Raw genomic sequence first — 19237 nt, 5'->3', positions numbered from 1 at the left:
CTCCAGTATTTGTTTTATTAAAGGCCGATGCACATATATTTGATTTCTAAGTAGTCTTCGATGCCGTATTTCGATCCTTCACGGCCAAGACCGGAGGCTTTTATCCCCCCAAACGGGGCGACTTCGTTGGAGATAATACCGGTGTTAATCCCGACGATGCCGTACTCCAGCGCTTCGCCAACGCGGAAGACGCGGCTTAAATCACGGGCGTAGAAATAGGCGGCCAGACCAAACTCGGTGTCGTTGGCCTGAGCGATGACGTCAGCTTCGTCTTTAAAACGAAACAGCGGAGCCAGCGGTCCGAACGTTTCTTCTTTGGCGACCTTCGCGTTATCTGGCACATCCACCAGGATGGTGGGCTGGAAGAAGTTACCGCCCAGCGCGTGAGGCTTGCCGCCCGTGATAATGCGCGCGCCTTTATCCAGAGCGTCGGCGATGTGTTCCTGCACTTTGGCAACCGCTTTATCGTCGATCAGCGGTCCGGTGGTGACGTCAGGTTGCAGACCATCGCCGAGATGCAGCTTGCTCACCGCCTGCTGGAGTTTTTCAGCAAAGCGCTCATACACGCCGTCCTGCACGTACAGGCGGTTGGCGCAGACGCAGGTTTGACCAGCGTTACGGAACTTCGATGCCAGCGCGCCCTCCACGGCTTTATCAAGATCGGCATCGTCAAAGACGATAAACGGCGCATTGCCGCCCAGTTCCAGCGATACTTTTTTGATGTCTTTGGCGCACTGCTGCATTAACTGACGGCCGATTTCGGTCGAGCCGGTAAATGACAGCTTGCGCACCAGCGGGTTGCCGGTCAGCTCGTTACCAACCTCGCTTGCAGAACCGGTCACTACGCTGAAAACGCCTGCCGGGATCCCGGCGCGATTAGCCAGTTCTGCCAGCGCCAGTGCGGAGTAAGGGGTCTGGCTGGCGGGTTTAAGCACCATCGTACAGCCAGCTGCCAGCGCCGGACCGGCTTTACGGGTGATCATCGCTGAGGGGAAGTTCCACGGCGTAATCGCGGCGGTAACGCCGATCGGCTGCTTGATGACGATCAGACGCTTATCGGCCTGATGACCAGGGATCGTATCGCCATAGATGCGTTTGCCCTCTTCGGCAAACCACTCAATAAATGAGGCGGCATAGGTGATTTCGCCTTTGGCCTCCGCCAGCGGTTTACCCTGTTCCAGGGTCATCAGGTGGGCGAGATCGTCCTGATGCTCAATCATCAGGTTGAACCAGCGGCGCAGGATATTGGCTCGCTCTTTGGCGGTCAGCGCACGCCAGGCCGGCAGAGCGCGGTTAGCGGCGTTAATCGCTTCGCGGGTTTCATCTGCCCCCATTTTAGGTACGCTACCCAATTGCTGACCGTTGGCGGGATTGGTTACCGCGATGGTCTCGCCGCTGTTGGCGTCACGCCAGTTGCCGTCGATCAGTGCCTGCTGGCGAAATAAGGTTGGATCGTTAAGTTGCATGATTGCTTCCTGTCTTAATCGGTTTAACGGGTAAATGCGGCGTGTAATGTCTCCACGCTACGTGCCGTACGCAGCGTGCGTCCGGGATTACTCTGGTTCTCCAGCAGCGCATGAACTTTGCTGACAATATGTGCGCCGATAGGGATCGCCGACGTTGCCGCCGGAGAAGGGGCGTTACAGGTGTGAATTGAGCGCGGCGTGGTGACAAACAGAAAATCGTCGATAAGTTTGCCATCAGGTGATACCGCCTGTGCCCGTACGCCCGCAGGCCACGGTTGCAGATCCTTGAGCGTCAGGCTCGGGCAGTACTTTTGTACCAGCCGCAGATAACCGCTTTTGCACAGCGAATTCTTCATTTCACCAAGCCCTGAGCGCAGGTTGTTTTGCAGCACACGGCGAATACCAGAAGAGCCGAGGATCTCCAGCGTATCGCTGAGCGAGAAGTCACGTTTACGGTAGCCTTCACGTTTAAATGCCAGTACCGCGTTGGGGCCGACGGTGACGCTGCCGTCAATCATCCGGGTCAGATGAACGCCGAGAAACGGCATCGCCGGGTCGGGGATGGGGTAGATCAAATGGTTAACTATCTGATTATGTTCTGGCGCCAGGCGGAAATATTCGCCCCGGAACGGACAGATGATAAAGCCAGGTTCAACGCCGAGCATTTTTACCAGTCGGTCCGCCATCAGGCCAGAACAGCTAATCAACGTCGCGCCTTCATATTCCTGGCCCTGACGGGTACGGACAATCACGCCCGCAGCATGCTCTTTCAGCGCGCTGACCTCGGCGTTGTAAATAATCTCACCGCCTTTGGCCTGGAAAATTTTCGCCATCGCGGCGGTGACTTCGCGGTAGCTGACAATCCCGCTCGACGGGACAAAAATGCCGCCCAGTCCGGTGATATTGGGTTCACGCTCGCGAAGTTCCTGCGCATTCAGCCATTCGCGCTCCAGACCGTTAGCGGCGGTGCGATCCCAAAGCGCGCGCATGCGCTCCATTTCCAGAGCGGAGGTGGCAACCAGCATTTTTCCGCAGACGTCGTAGCGGATACCGTTTTGGTCGCAAAAGGCTTTTGTGGCGCGATTTCCGGCCAGGCAAAACTGAGCCTTCAGGCTGCCGGGGGTGTAATAGACCCCGGCGTGAATGACGCCGCTGTTATGGCCCGTCTGGTGGCAGGCCGGGCCGGGCTCTTTTTCCAGTAGCGCGATTTTGGCGTCCGGATAGACATCAATCAATTGCATGGCGGTCGACATGCCGATAATGCCGCCGCCAATAATCACAAAATCATACATCCGCTTTTCCTTCGCGCTTACTGATGGGTCTGGTAGTGGTTTGTCGCGTACGCAAAATAACCACGCTGGCGCATCAGTTCGCGGCGCAAGTCCGGATGCGAAGTGAAACGATCGCGCCCGTGCAGCCAGAACAGGTTGTTGATCAGCAGGAATTTACCTACTGAAACCGGAACGGAAATAATGCTCTTGCTGGTTTCCAGCGCATCGGACAGGTCACTCAGCCAGACGCCTTCTTCATAGTCTTTTGGCTGGACGAACTGGTCGATGTAGCGCATTACCGGGCGGCCCTGCTGGTCAACGTCAAATACCGGATGGAACACTTCCTGACTGACGTTTTTGCTTGGCGGTGCGGCAAAGCGCATGGCGCGACGCGCCAGAGGATGGGTAAAGTACTGCTCCAGATGCTCCCAGTCGTCGAGGTGCAGTAGCAGCGAGTTACCGCCGGTCATGTTCTGCTCGTCGATCTTCATCATCAGCACGTAATCGGTGATTTCTTCGAGGTAGGTTCCGTCGTTGTGCAATTCCATCACTCGGTGAGGCTGGCGCAGATAGCTGTCTGAGTTATCGACGTTTTTCACCACAAAACGAGCGTAATATTGACCGCTCATCGCATCAAAATTAGAGCGTCCGATGAGGTGCGCTACCGCCGTTGCCAGCTTGACCATCTCTTCCGCCTGCGCCACGTCGTCTACGCCAACGGCATTGATTAGCAGTGCGCCTTCGGCACGATCGAGCAGGGTTTTCAGTAGCAGGGGCTGTAACTGATTGCCGCACAGGTCGTCGAGGATTTTGCCCACTTTGAAGCGCAAGAAGGATTTGTATTCCAGCGCCTGAACCGGCCACTGCGCGACGGCCTGCAGAAATTGCTCAGTGGTCTCAGCAGAAAAAGTCAGCTCCAGCAGGCGTGGGGATTGGGCTGACGGTTTCAGCGTGAAACCGCTGTAGTGCTGGGCTGGATCTTCAGCGTTCGGTTTTACGGCAGTCAGTGCGTTCATCAAATCGTTCCTCTCAGTAGATTGTCAGGGAGATATGGCGCAGCTCGTTTCATAGCCATAAATTAAAAATATCTACATTTTTGAAAAACGCGCACAGAATGAGTTTGTTTGTTTATTATTTGTGATCAAAAGCAACAATTATTTAACATTATGAAGGGTGTGGGTTAATGCGAGGGAAAAGATAAAGTATTTTAAAACAGTGGGTTAATCACGCTGCCGTTGGTGATGAGTCAACGGCAGCGGCAAAGTCAGTAACCGACTTTATAAATACGCCCGGTTTGGATGCCTTCCACACTGCGGCGGTAGGCGTTGGCGACGGTGGTGGCGGGCACGCTTTCAAAGCCCGGGAAGAAACTGTCGTAAGCTTCGGCGGATTCACTCAGCACGGTCGGACTTATCAGGTTAATGCGTTGACCATGGCCTAGTTCACAGGCCGCGGCGCGAACAAATCCTTCCAGCCCGGCATTAATCGTTGCGGCGTTTGTCCCCTGTGCGATGGGCTCGTGGGCGATAATGCCGCTAATTAACGTTATCGATCCGCCAGCATTCAGAAAATGCTGCCCGGTTAATGCCAGGCGTATCTGGCCTAATAGCTTATCCTGAAGCCCCTGATTAAAGTCCTGGTCGGTCATTGTCGACAGCGGCCCAAAGAACAGATTACCGGTGGCGGAAACGATCGCATCTACCCGACCGACTTTTTCAAACAAGGCCTCGACACTCTCCTGCGAGGTGATATCGACCTGGTAATCCCCCTGAGTGCGACCCACGCGGACCACCTCATGTTTACGGCTCAATGCTTCTGTAACTGCGCGACCCACTGTACCACTGGCACCAATAATGACGATTTTCATAACCACCTCCGCAATAGTGTGAGCCGCTATTCTTTAATGAAAATGAAATCAGATAAACTGGCTAAAAGTTAGATGATTACTAACCAGGGGTTTGTAATATGGATAAACTGCGCGGCATGGAAACGTTTGTCGCCGTGGTGGAGAGTGGGAGCTTTACTTCTGCGGCGACGAGGCTCGAGATGTCTGCGGTGATGGTGGGAAAATATATCACCCAACTGGAAGCGCAGCTCGGCACGCGTTTGCTGGAGCGCAATACGCGCCGCCAGAGTCTGACCGATGCCGGACGTGTCTATTTTGAAGAAGCCCGTCGTGTGCTGGAGCAGGTATCGATAGCCGAACGTTCAGTAGAACGTCTGCGGCTGGCACCTGCGGGGACGCTGCGCATTAGCGCGCCCACTTCTTTTGGCGCTTGCGTGATCTCGCCGCTGGCCGCTGCGTTTTTACAGACCTGGCCAGAGGTGCGTATTGAACTGGATCTCACCAACCGGATGGTTGATCTGGTGAATGAAGGTGTCGATCTGGCGATCCGCATTGGCGATATCCATCAGACAGACGTGGTGGCGAAATACCTGTGTCCCTACCGTATGGCAATTTGTGCTTCGCCAGATTATCTTGCCCGCCATGGCACCCCCCGGACGCCCGCGGATCTGGTGGATCATCTGTGCCTGTCCCATACCGTGTGGACGGCTCGCAACGAGTGGATACTGCCTGGCGTGACGGGGGAGGTCAGATGGAAGCGCGATGCGATCCTGCGCTGTAACGATGGTCATGGCCTGCGTATGGCGGCAGTAGCGGGGGCTGGGCTGTTATTGCAACCTGAGGTGCTGCTGGCGCAAGAACTGGCTACGGGGAAATTGATTCGGATCCTGGAAGGGTTTACGCCGCAGCCGCGGCCAATTCATTTGCTGTGGCGACAGGATTTGCGTCCGTTGCCTAAGCTGACACGGTTTGTTGAGCACCTGCTGGAAGGAACGCGAAGTTTGCGCTGAAGATGAAAATGCCGGATAGGGCGCAATAGCGCCGCCATCCGGCAATTTGTTAGCCGATATCCACCTGCGGTTTGCTGTTGCGTTTACGGATCATGCGCAGCACCGGCGGGACCACGATAACCAGTACCGCCATCACCAGCAGCACTTTCGCCACGCCGCTGGCCCACAGAATATCCATACTGCCGTTACTGATAGACAACGCCCGGCGCAGGTTCTGCTCCAGCATTTCCCCGAGAACGAAGCCCAGAATCAATGGCGACATTGGGAAGTGCATTTTACGCAGGATGTAGCCCAGCACGCCGAGGGCGACCATCAATACCAAATCGAAGGTGGTGCTGTGAACGGCGTACACGCCAACCGCGGAAACTGCCGCGATAGCCGGTACCAAAAACCACAGCGGGATGGTCAGCATGCGGGTAAACAGACCGATCAGTGGAATGTTCATCACCAGCAGCATTACGTTAGCAATCAGCAGCGCTGCAATCAGCCCCCAAACGATATCCGGCTGCTCGGTAAACATGGCTGGACCCGGGGTGATGTTGTACAGCGTTAGCGCGCCCATCATCACCGCCGTGGTACCGGAGCCCGGCACGCCGAGCGTCAGCATCGGAATAAAAGAGCCGCAGGCCGAGGCGTTGTTGGCGGCTTCTGGCGCCGCAACGCCGCGAATATCCCCCTTGCCAAAGCTGTCGCTGTTGCCGCTGAGCTTTTTCTCGGTCATGTAGGTGATGGCACTGGCAATGGTGGCGCCAGCGCCAGGCAGAACGCCGACGAAAAAGCCAATCACTGATGAACGCAGGGTGGCCCCTACGCACTGTGCGCCTTCTTTGGCGTTGAACAACATGCGGCCCGTTTTACGCACCAGCGTCTGGCCACTGCTGGTATGTTCCAGCATTAACAATATTTCAGAGACAGAGAACAGCCCAATCACCACCACGATAAACTGCACACCGTCAGAGAGATGGACACTGTCAAAAGTAAAGCGATAAACCCCGGTGTTGGCGTCTACGCCGACGGTCGCAAGTCCGAGACCGATAAGCGCTGCCAGAAATGATTTCAGCGGATTTTGCGCCATCATGCTGCCGAGACAGGCAATGGCGAAAACCATTAAGGCAAAGTACTCCGCTGGACCGAAGGCCAGCGACCATTGGGCTAACGCCGGGGCAAACAGAATGATGCCGCCGATGGCGATAAGCGAACCAAAGAAAGAGCTGACCGCCGAGATAGAGAGCGCCACGCCACCGCGTCCTTGCTGCGCCATCGGGTAACCATCCAGCGCGGTCATAATCGCCGCCGCATCGCCGGGAACATTCAACAGGATGGAGGAGATGCGCCCGCCATATTCACAGCCTATGTAGACTGTAGCCAGCAGGATCAGCGCGGATTCTGCGGGCAGATGCAAAGCAAAGGCCAGCGGCAGCAGGATCGCCACGCCGTTGATCGGTCCAAGGCCGGGCAGCAAACCCACAATGGTGCCGACAAAACAGCCTATCAAGGCGATGACCAGGTTTTCCGGTGTCATTGCCACCGCGAAACCCTGAGAAAGATAAATCCAGGTATCCATCGTTTCTCCGTTAACCCAGCCAGGCGCCGAGTGGTAAGGTGACGTCAAGCAGTCGGTCAAAGGCATACCACAGCAGAATGCCGAGCACCGCGCCGGAAATACCCGCAGCCGGGATGGTTGCACCGAACAGCATGCCAATCACCACGGTGAGAATGGCGGTGGCGATGGGAAAACCGAGCCACTCAAAACCCCAGGCGTACATCAACAGAACAATGACCATCGTCAGCAGCTTTTGCAGCACGTGGCGACGGGGCCAACTGATGGTGTCCGGATGGCGCAACAGCAGCGCCACGGCACAGACCAACATCAGACCGATAATGCCAAGCGGGAAGGGACGCGGCCCTACGGGTTCATAGCTGTATTCGCTGCTGATTTGCCAGGCCACGAACAGCCCGGCTATGCAGAGCAACAGCCAGATACCTGCGAAAATACGATCGCTCATCATCTTTGCCTCTGCGTTTACTTCGCCAGACCGAAGGCTTTCGCCTGCTCACGATAATCCGTGACCTGCTTTTTCACGTAGTCGTCGAGCTGTTTGCCACTCATGTTGAATTCAAACAGGCCGCGCAGATCGCGCTGCTTTTTAAACTCATCGGTCTGCTGGAGTTTGTTAAAGGCATCAACCCACCACTGATACTCGGCGACGCTGACTTTTGGCCCAACGTAGAAGCCACGAATGATAGGCCACACGAGGTCATAACCCTGCTCTTTGGCGGTTGGCACGTTGGCTAACTGTCCCGGCAGGCGTTCATCAGAGAACACCGCGAGCACGCGGATTTTGTCGCCGCTGAGGTAAGGCACCATCTCACTGAGATCGCCGGAAACCACCTGCACGTGATTGCCCATCAGTGCGGTAACCGGCTCGCCACCGCCTTCAAAGGCCACATAGCGCATCTTGTGTGGATCGACATTGGCTTTTTGCGCCAGCAGCGCCGACTTCATCCAGTCCTGGCTACCGATAGAGGCACCTGCACCAATGACCACGCTGTTAGGGTCTTTTTCCATTGCCGTCAGCAGATCTTTCAGCGTTTTCCACGGTGAGTCCTGGCGCACGGCAATCATGCCGTAGTCGGTACCCACACTTGCCAGCCAGCGGACATCATCCACGCCGTAGCGACCAAACTTGCCCTGTGACAGGTTCAGCAGTGAGCCGCCGGAGAAGGCCACTACGGTTCCCGCTTCAGCCGGGCGTTGAGCGACGATCGCGTTATAGGCCACGGCACCAACGCCACCGGGCATGTAGGTGACGCGCATCGGTTTTTCGATAGCGCCGGTTTCCATCATGCTCACCTGAATCAACTTACAGGTGAGATCGAAACCGCCGCCGGGTTTAGCAGGGGCGATACATTCAGTGCGCGATGGCGCTTGTTCCGCCAGTACAGAGGTACTCATCAATAAAATGCTTGCAGTAAGGGTACGAAGTAACTGTTTTTTCATTGTTTATCCTCACGCCGGAAAACCGGATTTTCGGGTACGGAAGAAGATTTTTGTGATTATGTGAGCCGATGTGTAGCAGTTCGGTTGCGTGATTGTTAAAACATTAACCTTTCAATTCCCTTTCAATGCGGCAGAAACTTTACAGGATGTGATATGCGTCTCTTATTAGCGGAAGATAACCGTGAGTTAGCTCACTGGCTGGAGAAAGCGCTGGTGCAAAACGGTTTTGCCGTTGACTGCGTGTTTGATGGCCTGGCAGCCGACCATCTTTTACATAGCGAAACGTATGCGCTGGCGGTGCTGGACATCAATATGCCGGGGCTGGATGGTCTGGAAGTCGTTCAGCGGCTGCGCAAACGCGGGCAGACGCTTCCTGTCCTGCTGCTGACGGCGCGTAGCGCGGTGGCCGATAGGGTGAAAGGGTTGAACGTCGGAGCCGATGATTATCTGGCAAAGCCGTTTGAAATCGAGGAACTGGATGCCCGGCTGCGGGCCTTGCTGCGTCGCAGTGCGGGACAGGTGCAAGGCATACAGCAACTGGGGGAGCTGGCGTTTCACGATGAAGGCTATTTTCTGTTGCAGGGGCAGCCGTTGGCGCTCACGCCACGTGAACAGGCGCTGTTGACGGTGCTGATGTACCGTCGGTTGCGGCCGGTTTCACGTCAGCAGTTGTTTGAGCAGGTCTTCAGCCTGAGTGATGAGGTTAGTCCCGAAAGCATTGAGCTGTATATCCATCGTTTGCGCAAAAAGCTACAGGGAAGCGATGTGCGTATTGCTACGCTGCGCGGTCTGGGCTATGTGCTGGAGCGTAGCGATGAAGTGGGTTAAACCCCAATCGTTGTACCTGCAACTGCTGATGTTTCTGGGCTTGCCGCTCATGTTGCTGTGGGGGCTGTCGGCATTTAACAGCTATGTCAGTGCGCTACAGGCGGCGACCCAGGCGTATGACCGCACGCTCCTTTCATCCGCCAGGACCGTTTCCGAGCGGCTGGTGGTGCGCAATAAACAGCTGGAAGTGAACGAGCCATGGGTGGTGCTGGACAGCTTTGAATTGAATATGAATGACCGACTGTACTACAAAGTGGTTGATCCGGCGGGGAAGGTTATCTCTGGTTATGACGATTTACCGGCGATGCCGCCAGCTACCTCGCGCACGCGGCTTTATCCGGCGCTGGCATGGTTTTATCACACTGAATATCGCGGTGAGGCAATCCGCGTGGCACGTCTTCTGCAGCCCGTCAACGAAGGCGGCATTGTCGGCATGGCGGAGATTTATGTTGCCGAAACGCTGCAATCGCGGCGCTATCTGGCGCGACAGCTGCTGTTTTCCTCGTGGGTTTCGCAAGGGCTGCTGGTGCTACTGACTCTGGTGCTGGTTGGCTGGCTGCTGCGCCGGGTGCTACGCCCGATGCGCCAGCTTTCATCGCTGATGGTGCGTCGTGAGCCAGGCTTGCTGACACCGCTGCCGGAACTGCTGCCATGGTCGGAAACCCGTCTGCTGATTGTGGCTTTCAACCGTTATCTGGACCGACTTCGCGGTCTGATCTCTCGTCAGGAGCGCTTCAGCGCGGATGCTTCCCATCAGCTCAAAACGCCGTTGGCGGTACTGAAAACTCAGGCATCGGTGGCTCTCGCCAGCACCGAACCGCGGCAATGGTATGAGAGTTTACAAGCCATGAGTAGCACGCTCGATAATACCATTCAACTGACGGAGAGGCTGTTGCAGTTGTCTGCGGTGAAGCGCAAGGAGCAGGGGGAAAGGCATTTCTCGCCGGTTAATCTGTATGAGGTGGTGCAAACCAGCTGTTTTACCCGACTGGCGCAGTCGCGTAGTAAAGGGATCGATCTGGGCTATGAAGGGGAACAGGATGCGGTGTGGGTCGAGGGAGATGAAGTGCTGCTCGGTGAACTGTGTGGGAATCTGCTGGATAACGCACTGAAATACACGCCGTCACAGGGGATGGTGACCGCCCGACTGCAACGAGAAGGAGAGGCCGTGGCGCTGGTGGTCGAAGATAGCGGACCGGGCATAGATGAGCAGATGGTTCATCAGGCTCTGCTACCGTTTCATCGTCTTGATAACGTAGGCAATGTCCCAGGCGCCGGGATCGGCCTGGCGCTGGTCAATGATATTGCTCGCCTGCATCGCACGCATCCTCAGCTAACGCGTAGTGAGACATTAGGTGGGCTGAGGGTTCAGGTACGCTTTTTAAGCGTTACCGTATGAGGTATTCATGGTGATGATATTTGTTGTTTAATTATAATAAAAAGTAATTAATTGTATTATTAATATCATTTGAAATGTTGTCTTAAGGCAGCTGTTTTTATTTTAATTACTGTATTAAACAGTAACGCTAAAGTGATTCAACGTCACTGAAACAATACTTTTGTGCAATTTATCATACATAAAACACTTTTTCATAGACCATGAGATGTTATCTGTCAATAGCGATAATGTTGTTAAAGGTTATCTTTTTTGCTGAGGTGGATAAAAATCCTATTGATATCAACTGCATTAAAATCATATAGATACGATTTCACTGGAGAGGGTTGTCACAGTAATGAGTATTATTTTTTACATTTACTGACAATGTGCCATTGCGTTTTTTAGACTTGTGATATAATTAGCAACATGAAATGAGAAAAAAACAATTAAAGATCAATAAATAATGGGCTGAGATATGCTTAAAAAATCGCTAAAGATTAGCAGCCAGGGATATCCAGTCTTTTTAAAACTGGTCGATTTCATTGTTATCAATGTGACGTTAGTTTTTAGCGCCCATTTGCTGGGTTTGGTGCCCTTTAACACCATTGCCATTTTGAGTCTTCTCTTCTCCATCTTTTTCTTGCTGTTTGCTGAATACATTAAAATGTACCAGCAAAAGATTAAGACGATCGGTTTACGTAATCAAAAGCGCTTGGTTTTTTGTACGCTGCTGGCGATTTTTTTTAACGAACTGGTCAGTATGACGGTGGCTGAACCTGAGTCACTGGGCTACTTAGACAGACTGCCTTCCCCTTTTTATTCAGCCATTATTTACTGGTACTTCATTCCATTACCTTTTCTTTACTACATTCGTTTTTTTATTTTTAAGTATTCAACGAAAAAGAGTATACGGGTGGCGATTATTGGTCTGACCGACAATGGTCTGGCCGCAGAAACCGCACTAATGAATGAATACGCCAATATCACATTAGATCTGGCCTTTTATGATGAGCGCGCCTTATCTCGTTGTGGCGATGTCGTTGATAAGGTTAAAAGTCCCTTTCGTGGTCCGGTTATCAATCTGGTCGAGGAAGCCAAGAAGGGAAACATAGACGAAATCTATATTGCTTTACCGATGGTTGCTTTACATCGCATTCGTCACTTTTTGGCCATGATGTCAGACACCACCGTAGATACCTATATTGTCCCTGACTTTTATACCTACAGTAACAACATGTCCAAGTTACGATCCATCCACAATCTGCAAACTATCGGTATCTTTAGTTCACCTTTTGAGGGGGCTGGCTCGTTTATTAAGCGGGCGGAAGATTTGGTTCTTGGCAGCGTCATTATGGTGATGATTTCCTCCCTGATGCTGGCGATTGCCATTGGTATCAAACTCACGTCCCGTGGGCCTGTTTTTTTCAAACAGGACCGCTATGGCTTGAGCGGGCAAAAAATTAAGGTCTGGAAGTTTCGTTCTATGCGCGTCATGGAGAATTCCGATACGGTTATTCAGGCCACTAAAAACGATCCACGGGTAACCAAATTCGGGAGCTTTTTGCGCCGCACTTCGCTGGATGAACTTCCGCAATTTATTAATGTTTTGCAGGGAAGTATGTCGATTGTCGGTCCCAGACCTCATGCGGTTACGCATAATGAGCAGTACCGCAAACAGGTCGAAAATTACATGATTCGCCATAAAGTTAAGCCAGGGATCACTGGGCTTGCGCAGATCAACGGGTTCCGTGGGGAAATCGATGCGCTTTATAAGATGGAAAAAAGGGTTCAGTACGATATTGAGTACATTCAAAACTGGTCGTTATGGCTGGATATAAAAATTATTATTAAAACTATTTTCAAAGGATTTGTCGGTAAGAATGCATACTAAATTACTCGTTATTACCGGAATCGTGATATCGCAGTCCGCATGGGCTGATTTAACACCGAAATCACACATTGGCTTTGCGGGGATAGACTTCCAGGGCAAGGTCGTTGTGGACTATGGTTATAATGATAACGTGTCTTATCAGCCACATAGCAGCGATGCTATCGGTTCCTCGTTTCAGAGTGCTGCGCCCGTTCTGAGTATGATTGGAGAGCGTGGTCAGGATAAGTATTTGCTGATGTACTCTGGGGATTATCGTAACTACTCAAGCGATTCTGCTGATAACTACAACGATCATTTTTTCCGTTTTAACGGTGCCTGGCGTTATGGGCTCATGCATGGCTTAACCCTCAATCTGGAGGATTCGCTTGGGCATGAATCCCGCGGCCGTGATATCACCGAGGGTTTTCTACCGAGTCAGTTTGAGCAGTATGGGATTAAATCTCCGCTGACGACGAATTTTATCAATAGTGAATTGCGTTACAGCTACGGTGCGCCTGATGGTCGCGGCAAAGCGGAACTGGCATTGTTATACAAAAAACTGACTTTCGGTAACACCTCTGATGTTCGGGACAGCAGTGAGGACTTCTACAATTATATTCAGGAACAGGAATGGCATGAAAATAGCCTGATAGCGGAAGTTTTTGACCAATACTCATCCAGAACGCGCTTTCGCTATAGCTTTATTACTAACCAGCGTCGCTATGATAACAACTCAGATAAAGACACTAATGAGTATTATTTGCTGTATGGCCTGAAGTCGCAGTTGACGGGGAAAACCAATGTCGACATGAATATTTCATGGCTGTATAAAACATTTGAAAACAACGCAAACTCGCATGATTTTAATGGTCTAAACTGGGACATAAAAGCGGAGTGGAAGCCGTTACAGCAGTCTGTTTTCACGGCCCATTCTGCGCAAAGCATTAAAGACCCATCGGAAGTTGGGGGATATATTTTAGTGACCCAGTATGGCCTTTCTTACCAGCATTTCTGGTTAGGTACTCGTTTTTCTACTTTATTGGACTACTCATTCACTTCGGAAGACTATAAAAAACAGAACAAGGATCGGCATGATAAAGATGGCGTGTTTAGCGTCACCATGAGCTATGACTACACGCCGTCGGTTAATTTTGAGATTAAATATCAGATAGATACATTAAATTCGAATAAGGATACTGACTCGTTTTATATCGGTCCCAACGACAATCAGGAAGTCATTAGAACGTTGGGTTATGATAATTCTATGATTATGCTTAAAGCTAAGGTTCAGATCTAAAATGAAAATAATAGAACTGTGCGCGGTTTTGCTATTCAGTATCCTGTTGGTCGGATGCACAGCGTCCAGCCCGCGATTAATGGACGATCCTGCTACTGTTCAGCAGGATTACCGGCTTGGGGCGGGGGATACGGTCAATATCGCTGTTCATGGTCAACCCGATATGACGATGCGGTTTATTTTGGATAAGAGCGGGGAAATTAATTTCCCGTTTGTTGGTGCTCTTAAATTACAAGATAAAACCGTTGATCAAGTGACTAAAGAATTAACTCAACGCCTGACCGGAGATTATTTTACATCTCCGATGGTGACGGTGAGTATTGCCGAGTTCCGCAAATACTATGTTTCAGGTGAGGTAAAAAGTCCAAATGGCTTCGCCTATGAGCCAGGGCTTACCGTCGAGAAATCTATTGCGCAGGCGGGTGGATTTACAGATCGTGCTGACCGAAAAGATATCAACATTCGCCTGTCAGGGAGCAATCAGCTGCTTGAGAATGTCGATTTAACGCACTCTGTTCATCCTGGGGATGTCGTGATTATTGGCATGGGGTTCTTCTGACGATGAAACTATCAATAGTGGAAAACGGCAAAAAACGAGAAAGCAGTGTCGAATTCTCCCTCTTTGCCAAAGAGCTGAAAAAGAACGCCTGGAAAATCGCGCTGGCCGGTATCGTTGCCGGGGTCGTCGCGTATCCGTTAATCAGCATGATGTCTTCAAAGTATGTTTCAACGGCGACGGTGCTGATTAAGGCGCAGGCTGATAACGTTTCTCCGTTTCCACAGGTTGATGGTTTCGATTCAACGCGCAGTGGTTACTACGAAACACAATATGCGTTGATGCATTCACGTATTGTGCTGGAGCAAGCCGTACGTGATATGAAGCTGGATGAAAACCCGGAGTTTACCGGGGAAAAAGCCGGTGCTCAGGGGGCTGATAGCAATGAAAGTCGACAACTGAGAATGGAGCAAGCGCTGAAAACGCTGGCGAAAAATCTGAATGTCATTGGTATTCGTACGACGAACCTGGCGTCTATTACCTATGAATCAACGTCCCCTCAGGTTGCGGCTGACATTGCGAATGGCGTCGCGCAGGCTTTCATCAACTACACGGTGGAGCAGAAACGCCTGAAGGTGGAGAAAGCTCGCGAACTGAATTTTGAAAAAATGGAAGAGATTCAGAAGTCGATAGCTAAGCAAAAAGACGAGATGGACAGCTATCTGAAAAATGCCGGGCTGCTGACCTTCCGCGGTATCGATGGTTTTGAAACCGAGCAGTTAAGTATCGTAACCAATCGCCTGGCCGATGCGACCCAGCGTCGGGTTGCCGCTGAATCCGTCTATAACGAGGTGAACGGGGGAGGTAAGTCCATTGAGAGCGTTATCTCGCTGCCTTCGGTCTCTAACCACGCTCAGATCCAGGATTTGCGCATTGCGTTGATTCAGGCGCAACGAACGTTGTCCGAACAGCGTAAAGTCTATGGGCCAAAAAATCCTGCCATTTTAAAAGCAGAAGCCGATGTTCAGTCGATCCAAAGCCAGACCGGACGAGTGTTGGGTGAGCTGAAGGTCGGTTTACGTCAGCAATATCTGGCAGCGCTGGCGGACGAAAAAAACTATCAACAGCAGGTGGCTGAGCAGAAAGAGATCTTCCAGAAAATGGCGTCAAAACGGGATGTCTGGAACAGTCAAAAGCTGTCGTTAGATAAAATGGAAGACCTGTATAAATCGCTTTATCAACGTACTCAGGAGCTGTCGCTGTCCGGCGTGAATGCCGATGCGGTGTTATACGACCCTGCGGTACCCGCGTTAAAACCGGCGAAACCGAATAAATCTTTGCTGTTGCTGATGGTGGTCATGCTGGTGGTGGTGTTCTGCATCATGTATTTCATTGTCAAAGCGGCAATGGATAACTCAATCGGTACCCTCAGTCGCATGAAAAAACGGCTCAATGTTGTTCCGTTGGGTGAAATTCGTCGTTTTAGCGGAATCTCAGGGCGCGCGCAGGTGCGGGACATGATCATGAAGAACCCGCTTAATGCCGATATCGTGCACGGTATCCGTACCCGGATTATGCTGGATAGGCGACCTTTACAGACGCTCGCCGTGGCGTCGACGGAGCACGGCGATGGGCGTTCTTTGTTGGCGAATCTGTTAGCTAACTCTTTTAGTTTCGACCAGAAAACACTGCTTATTGATGCGGATTTCTTTAACACTGGTGGGCTCACATCCGAGCTGGCGTCAGCTACATCCGCAGGCTTAGCGGAACTGCTGCGCGGGGAGGCAGAGCTTGAACAGGCGCGGATCAAACTCAGTGATAATCTCGACTTTATTCCTCACGGTAAGAGCACCATCTCATCTTTACTGATGCTGTCTTCGGAGCATGTTGAACCCATAATGCGCGAGCTGAAATCGCATTATCAGCGCATCATTATTGATGTTGCTGCTGTGAATCAGAGTCAGGATGTTCAACTGATCAAACGTGCCGTCGATGGCGTTGTTTTCATTGTGAAAGCCGGGGCAGGTTCGGCAGGACAAATCGCCAACGCGCTGGATAAGATCGAGGAAAATAACGGCGTGGTGATTGGTGCGGTGCTCAATGCAGTTGAAGAAAAGGATCTTGAGACGCAAGAAGGTCTGCGTTCACTGAACTTCAGTACCGATCAACTGATGGCAACGCCAGGCCGCGTATGAGTCTACTGAAGAGCGCTTCCACAATAGCCGGTTCATCAGTCATCTCGCAGTTGATTGGTGCACTGTCTATTTGGTTGATTTCACACAAGTACGATATGGCTGAAGTGGGGCTTTATGCGCTCAACTACAGCATCGCCGTGGTGGGCGCTCAGGTGTGTACCTTTGCATCACAACTGTTAATTCCTAAGCAGCAGGATGACGAACTGGTACAGAATGTTGTGTTTTGCCTGATCCAAAGCACGATCATTGCCTTACCTTACGCCGTGCTTACCGCGTGGCTGTTTCACCAGAACATCCTGTTTCTCTATTTGCTAACGCTGGCAACGGCGTGGGTTTTAATCTCAGAAAACCTGTCGCTACGCACGGCCAACTTTCGTTTTCTGATTTTCCAGCGTATTTCTGTTTCTGTGGTCGTTGTACTTTCCGTTCTTCTTACGCACCATGTACAACTATTTTATTGGTCGTGGGCCTGCGCGACGATGGTGCTGACCATAAGCTGTATTTTGCATTCGTTTGATATTCGTTCGGTGGCGGCCAGACATCTGCGACCCGCCAGTAATTGGCATTTTTTCAAACAGAATATTCATCACATTACCAAAGTGGGCAGCGCGGAAGTGCTGGCGATGGCCAGCAGCAATTTGCCTATTATGCTGATTAACTTTTGGTTCTCGGCGCTGACGGCGGGTTATTTTTCCGTGGTTAGCCGCTTTTGCCTGGCTCCGGTGGTGATCATCGGGAATGCGGTGCGCAATACTATTTTTTCCAAATGGTCTATCGACTTCAGAAATAATACCTTTAACTATCAGGAGTATACCAAGGTACGTATGCTATTGCTGGTATTAGGGGTTATCTGTACCCTTGGGGTTTTTATTTTCTATCCGATTGTGATGCGCCTCGGTTTTAGCGAAGACTGGATTAACTCCATTGAGACGTCACGCTACATGTTGCCCTATTTGTTCCCGGCGCTGGCGATAAGCCCTCTGACGGTGATAGAGCTTATTTTTGGTTCCCATCGCTATTTTTTGCGTATCCAACTGGAACAGCTGGCGATTGTACTCTTCGCTTTTGTTGTGACGCCCTATTTTTATAAAGATTATGCAACGTCGGTCATCTTGTTTTCTTCACTGACATTTATTCGCTACGCCTTCATTTATCTAAAAATGAATAAGCGAGCCAATCTCCTGAAAGACAAGCCGGTGATACTATGACGCTTAATACCGGATACTATTTACAGGTTTATACCTTTGTCACGCTGATCCTGTGTGGCCTGGTGCAATACTTTACCGGCATGCAGTCAGTGCTGTGGATACCTTTTTTCCTCACCTTATTGATGGTGGGATTATTGGTGATGCAGACGCGTGATGGCTCCTTACATCTGGATGCCCAGGAGACGATTGTCCTGGCATTGTACTTTTCGTTTCTGGTGCTGGCTGGAGCATCGACGCTGATTCAGGGCGGGATCACCGTAGCGATTGTGGCATTTAAAAACGAAATTGCGCTGTCGCTGGTGATGATCTGTTTGCTGCTGGGCTTTTGCCGGGAATCACAGATTTACCGCGCAACGCGCTATCTGTATTGGGTGTTTTACGCGCAGATTCCGGTAATGATTTATCAGGTGTTACTGGTTGTTCCCCAGCGCGTCGCGGTGCGTGGTGAAGATGAGAAATGGGACTCCGTGGTTGGCACGTTTGGCGGTGACCCCATGGGGGGCGGGAATACTGCCGCAATGGGCCTGTTTTGCCTGTTAATTATGTTGTTAAAAGTCTCAGAATATAAGCATGGACTCACCACGTTCAAATCCATGGCGCTGCATATTGTTCTCGGTATCGGGTTATGCATCATTGGTGAAGTAAAGTTTGTCATTCTGCTATCGCCTATATTCCTGGCGTGGGTGTGGCTTTCACCGAGCTACGTCAAAGACGTTAGTAAGGTCAATCTGAAGACGTTATTGGTTATTGTGGCGGGAATGCTGTTGCTTATTAGCCTGTCGATTGTGATCCTCGCGTACTATTATTCTACGGCGTTCGGTGGCGATCCATCGAAAAGCTCGTTAAGTATTTTTATCGACTCCTTAAGCTATATCTTTGATCCGAACTACATTATGTCTACCGGTGAGTTAGGGCGCTTTACGACGTTCCTGTTCTGGTTGAAAAATAACGATCTGTGGGGGCTTTCAGGAACGTTATTTGGCTACGGACTCAATGCAACTAACAGTGGTAGTACGGTGTCGCCGGGCTTTTTGAATATTATCTACAACTTAATTCTTGACTCGACTTCCCTGAGTATGCTGCTGTGGGAAGTGGGGGTGATCGGCACGTTGCTCTTTATTAGCTTATTCATTTATATCCTGAAGGTTTGTCAGCCAAAGCCATTACTGATGCTTGAGCAACTGGACCAGCAGGATCTTCAGTTGTTGAGCTTTGCACCGGCGTTTAACGCTTTTGCGATTAGTTGCTTAATTAGCTTACCTTATAGCCAGATACTGATGATTACACCGATGTTACAATTCCTGTTCTATTTATCACTAGGATCAAGTTTAGTGATTCGTCGAACCGTCCTTCGCTGCGTAGGGTAATTGT

General features: G+C 51.2%; 16 protein-coding genes. 9 read left to right on the top strand and 7 right to left on the bottom strand.

The window, feature by feature from the left end:
- Positions 1-17 precede the first annotated feature (17 nt).
- The 4 genes from gabD to OGX94_RS18815 all read right to left on the bottom strand — a co-directional run bounded on the left by gabD (position 18) and on the right by OGX94_RS18815 (position 4604).
- On the bottom strand, positions 18-1466 hold the full coding sequence (gene gabD / locus OGX94_RS18830; protein WP_149334867.1) for an NADP-dependent succinate-semialdehyde dehydrogenase: 1449 nt from the start codon (positions 1464-1466) through the stop codon (positions 18-20).
- A gap of 23 nt (positions 1467-1489) precedes the next feature.
- The gene (gene lhgD / locus OGX94_RS18825) at positions 1490-2758 is read right to left on the bottom strand and encodes an L-2-hydroxyglutarate dehydrogenase (RefSeq protein ID WP_257662021.1); all 1269 of its coding nucleotides are present in this window, start codon (positions 2756-2758) and stop codon (positions 1490-1492) included.
- Positions 2759-2775: 17 nt separating this feature from the next.
- A complete protein-coding gene (gene glaH / locus OGX94_RS18820; protein ID WP_003826020.1) occupies positions 2776-3753 on the bottom strand; it encodes a glutarate dioxygenase GlaH in 978 nt (325 codons plus the stop codon).
- 248 nt (positions 3754-4001) lie between these two features.
- Positions 4002-4604 carry a short chain dehydrogenase gene (locus OGX94_RS18815; protein ID WP_003826021.1) on the bottom strand — a complete coding sequence of 201 codons (603 nt, stop codon included), beginning with the start codon at positions 4602-4604 and terminating at the stop codon, positions 4002-4004.
- Between the two features lie 98 nt (positions 4605-4702).
- Between OGX94_RS18815 and OGX94_RS18810 the strand changes: the two genes are divergently transcribed.
- The gene (locus OGX94_RS18810; RefSeq protein ID WP_003826023.1) at positions 4703-5593 is read left to right on the top strand and encodes a LysR substrate-binding domain-containing protein; all 891 of its coding nucleotides are present in this window, start codon (positions 4703-4705) and stop codon (positions 5591-5593) included.
- A 49-nt stretch (positions 5594-5642) separates the two neighbouring features.
- Here OGX94_RS18810 and OGX94_RS18805 read toward each other — a convergent pair whose 3' ends face one another.
- Genes OGX94_RS18805 through OGX94_RS18795 form a run of 3 tightly spaced genes read right to left on the bottom strand, consistent with a single transcriptional unit; the run spans position 5643 to position 8594 of the window.
- Positions 5643-7157 (bottom strand): tripartite tricarboxylate transporter permease, encoded by a 1515-nt coding sequence (locus tag OGX94_RS18805; protein ID WP_003826025.1) that lies wholly within the window; start codon positions 7155-7157, stop codon positions 5643-5645.
- A 10-nt stretch (positions 7158-7167) separates the two neighbouring features.
- Positions 7168-7602, bottom strand: coding sequence for a tripartite tricarboxylate transporter TctB family protein (locus OGX94_RS18800; RefSeq protein WP_100247225.1), 435 nt, complete (start codon positions 7600-7602; stop codon positions 7168-7170).
- Positions 7603-7616: 14 nt separating this feature from the next.
- Entirely contained in the window at positions 7617-8594 is a 978-nt protein-coding gene (locus tag OGX94_RS18795) for a Bug family tripartite tricarboxylate transporter substrate binding protein (protein WP_257662018.1), read from the bottom strand.
- A gap of 153 nt (positions 8595-8747) precedes the next feature.
- Here OGX94_RS18795 and tctD point away from each other — a divergent pair, with 153 nt between their 5' ends.
- The 8 genes from tctD (at position 8748) to OGX94_RS18755 (ending at position 19233) form a co-directional block, all read left to right on the top strand.
- Positions 8748-9422: a transcriptional regulator TctD gene (gene tctD / locus OGX94_RS18790; protein ID WP_003826032.1), complete on the top strand. Its 675-nt coding sequence runs from the start codon at positions 8748-8750 to the stop codon at positions 9420-9422.
- Complete coding sequence (locus tag OGX94_RS18785) at positions 9409-10821, top strand: sensor histidine kinase (protein ID WP_286569759.1); 1413 nt, start codon at positions 9409-9411, stop codon at positions 10819-10821. Before tctD ends, OGX94_RS18785 begins: the two co-directional genes overlap by 14 nt.
- A gap of 454 nt (positions 10822-11275) precedes the next feature.
- Positions 11276-12691: an undecaprenyl-phosphate glucose phosphotransferase gene (locus tag OGX94_RS18780; protein ID WP_257662017.1), complete on the top strand. Its 1416-nt coding sequence runs from the start codon at positions 11276-11278 to the stop codon at positions 12689-12691.
- Positions 12681-13967: an outer membrane beta-barrel protein gene (locus OGX94_RS18775; protein WP_257662016.1), complete on the top strand. Its 1287-nt coding sequence runs from the start codon at positions 12681-12683 to the stop codon at positions 13965-13967. Before OGX94_RS18780 ends, OGX94_RS18775 begins: the two co-directional genes overlap by 11 nt.
- Position 13968: 1 nt before the next feature.
- Positions 13969-14526, top strand: coding sequence for a polysaccharide biosynthesis/export family protein (locus tag OGX94_RS18770; protein WP_003826038.1), 558 nt, complete (start codon positions 13969-13971; stop codon positions 14524-14526).
- A gap of 2 nt (positions 14527-14528) precedes the next feature.
- Positions 14529-16658 (top strand): GumC family protein, encoded by a 2130-nt coding sequence (locus OGX94_RS18765; protein ID WP_286569755.1) that lies wholly within the window; start codon positions 14529-14531, stop codon positions 16656-16658.
- A complete protein-coding gene (locus OGX94_RS18760; protein ID WP_003826042.1) occupies positions 16655-17866 on the top strand; it encodes a lipopolysaccharide biosynthesis protein in 1212 nt (403 codons plus the stop codon). Before OGX94_RS18765 ends, OGX94_RS18760 begins: the two co-directional genes overlap by 4 nt.
- A complete protein-coding gene (locus tag OGX94_RS18755) occupies positions 17863-19233 on the top strand; it encodes a hypothetical protein (protein WP_003826045.1) in 1371 nt (456 codons plus the stop codon). Before OGX94_RS18760 ends, OGX94_RS18755 begins: the two co-directional genes overlap by 4 nt.
- Positions 19234-19237: the final 4 nt, after the last annotated feature.

The organism is Citrobacter sp. Cpo037 (genome assembly GCF_030332945.1).
Taxonomy (GTDB): Bacteria; Pseudomonadota; Gammaproteobacteria; order Enterobacterales; family Enterobacteriaceae; genus Citrobacter; species Citrobacter portucalensis.
This window is presented reverse-complemented; position numbering and strand designations above follow the sequence as displayed.

Excerpts from the sequence above, each read along its gene's own strand:
- OGX94_RS18810 (WP_003826023.1), top strand. The coding sequence starts at position 4,703 with ATGGATAAACTGCGCGGCATGGAAACGTTTGTCGCCGTGGTGGAGAGT.
- gabD (WP_149334867.1), bottom strand. The coding sequence starts at position 1,466 with ATGCAACTTAACGATCCAACCTTATTTCGCCAGCAGGCACTGATCGAC.
- OGX94_RS18780 (WP_257662017.1), top strand. The coding sequence starts at position 11,276 with ATGCTTAAAAAATCGCTAAAGATTAGCAGCCAGGGATATCCAGTCTTT.
- OGX94_RS18800 (WP_100247225.1), bottom strand. The coding sequence starts at position 7,602 with ATGATGAGCGATCGTATTTTCGCAGGTATCTGGCTGTTGCTCTGCATA.
- OGX94_RS18770 (WP_003826038.1), top strand. The coding sequence starts at position 13,969 with ATGAAAATAATAGAACTGTGCGCGGTTTTGCTATTCAGTATCCTGTTG.
- OGX94_RS18785 (WP_286569759.1), top strand. The coding sequence starts at position 9,409 with ATGAAGTGGGTTAAACCCCAATCGTTGTACCTGCAACTGCTGATGTTT.
- lhgD (WP_257662021.1), bottom strand. The coding sequence starts at position 2,758 with ATGTATGATTTTGTGATTATTGGCGGCGGCATTATCGGCATGTCGACC.
- OGX94_RS18765 (WP_286569755.1), top strand. The coding sequence starts at position 14,529 with ATGAAACTATCAATAGTGGAAAACGGCAAAAAACGAGAAAGCAGTGTC.
- OGX94_RS18775 (WP_257662016.1), top strand. The coding sequence starts at position 12,681 with ATGCATACTAAATTACTCGTTATTACCGGAATCGTGATATCGCAGTCC.
- OGX94_RS18805 (WP_003826025.1), bottom strand. The coding sequence starts at position 7,157 with ATGGATACCTGGATTTATCTTTCTCAGGGTTTCGCGGTGGCAATGACA.
- OGX94_RS18795 (WP_257662018.1), bottom strand. The coding sequence starts at position 8,594 with ATGAAAAAACAGTTACTTCGTACCCTTACTGCAAGCATTTTATTGATG.
- glaH (WP_003826020.1), bottom strand. The coding sequence starts at position 3,753 with ATGAACGCACTGACTGCCGTAAAACCGAACGCTGAAGATCCAGCCCAG.
- tctD (WP_003826032.1), top strand. The coding sequence starts at position 8,748 with ATGCGTCTCTTATTAGCGGAAGATAACCGTGAGTTAGCTCACTGGCTG.
- OGX94_RS18760 (WP_003826042.1), top strand. The coding sequence starts at position 16,655 with ATGAGTCTACTGAAGAGCGCTTCCACAATAGCCGGTTCATCAGTCATC.
- OGX94_RS18815 (WP_003826021.1), bottom strand. The coding sequence starts at position 4,604 with ATGAAAATCGTCATTATTGGTGCCAGTGGTACAGTGGGTCGCGCAGTT.
- OGX94_RS18755 (WP_003826045.1), top strand. The coding sequence starts at position 17,863 with ATGACGCTTAATACCGGATACTATTTACAGGTTTATACCTTTGTCACG.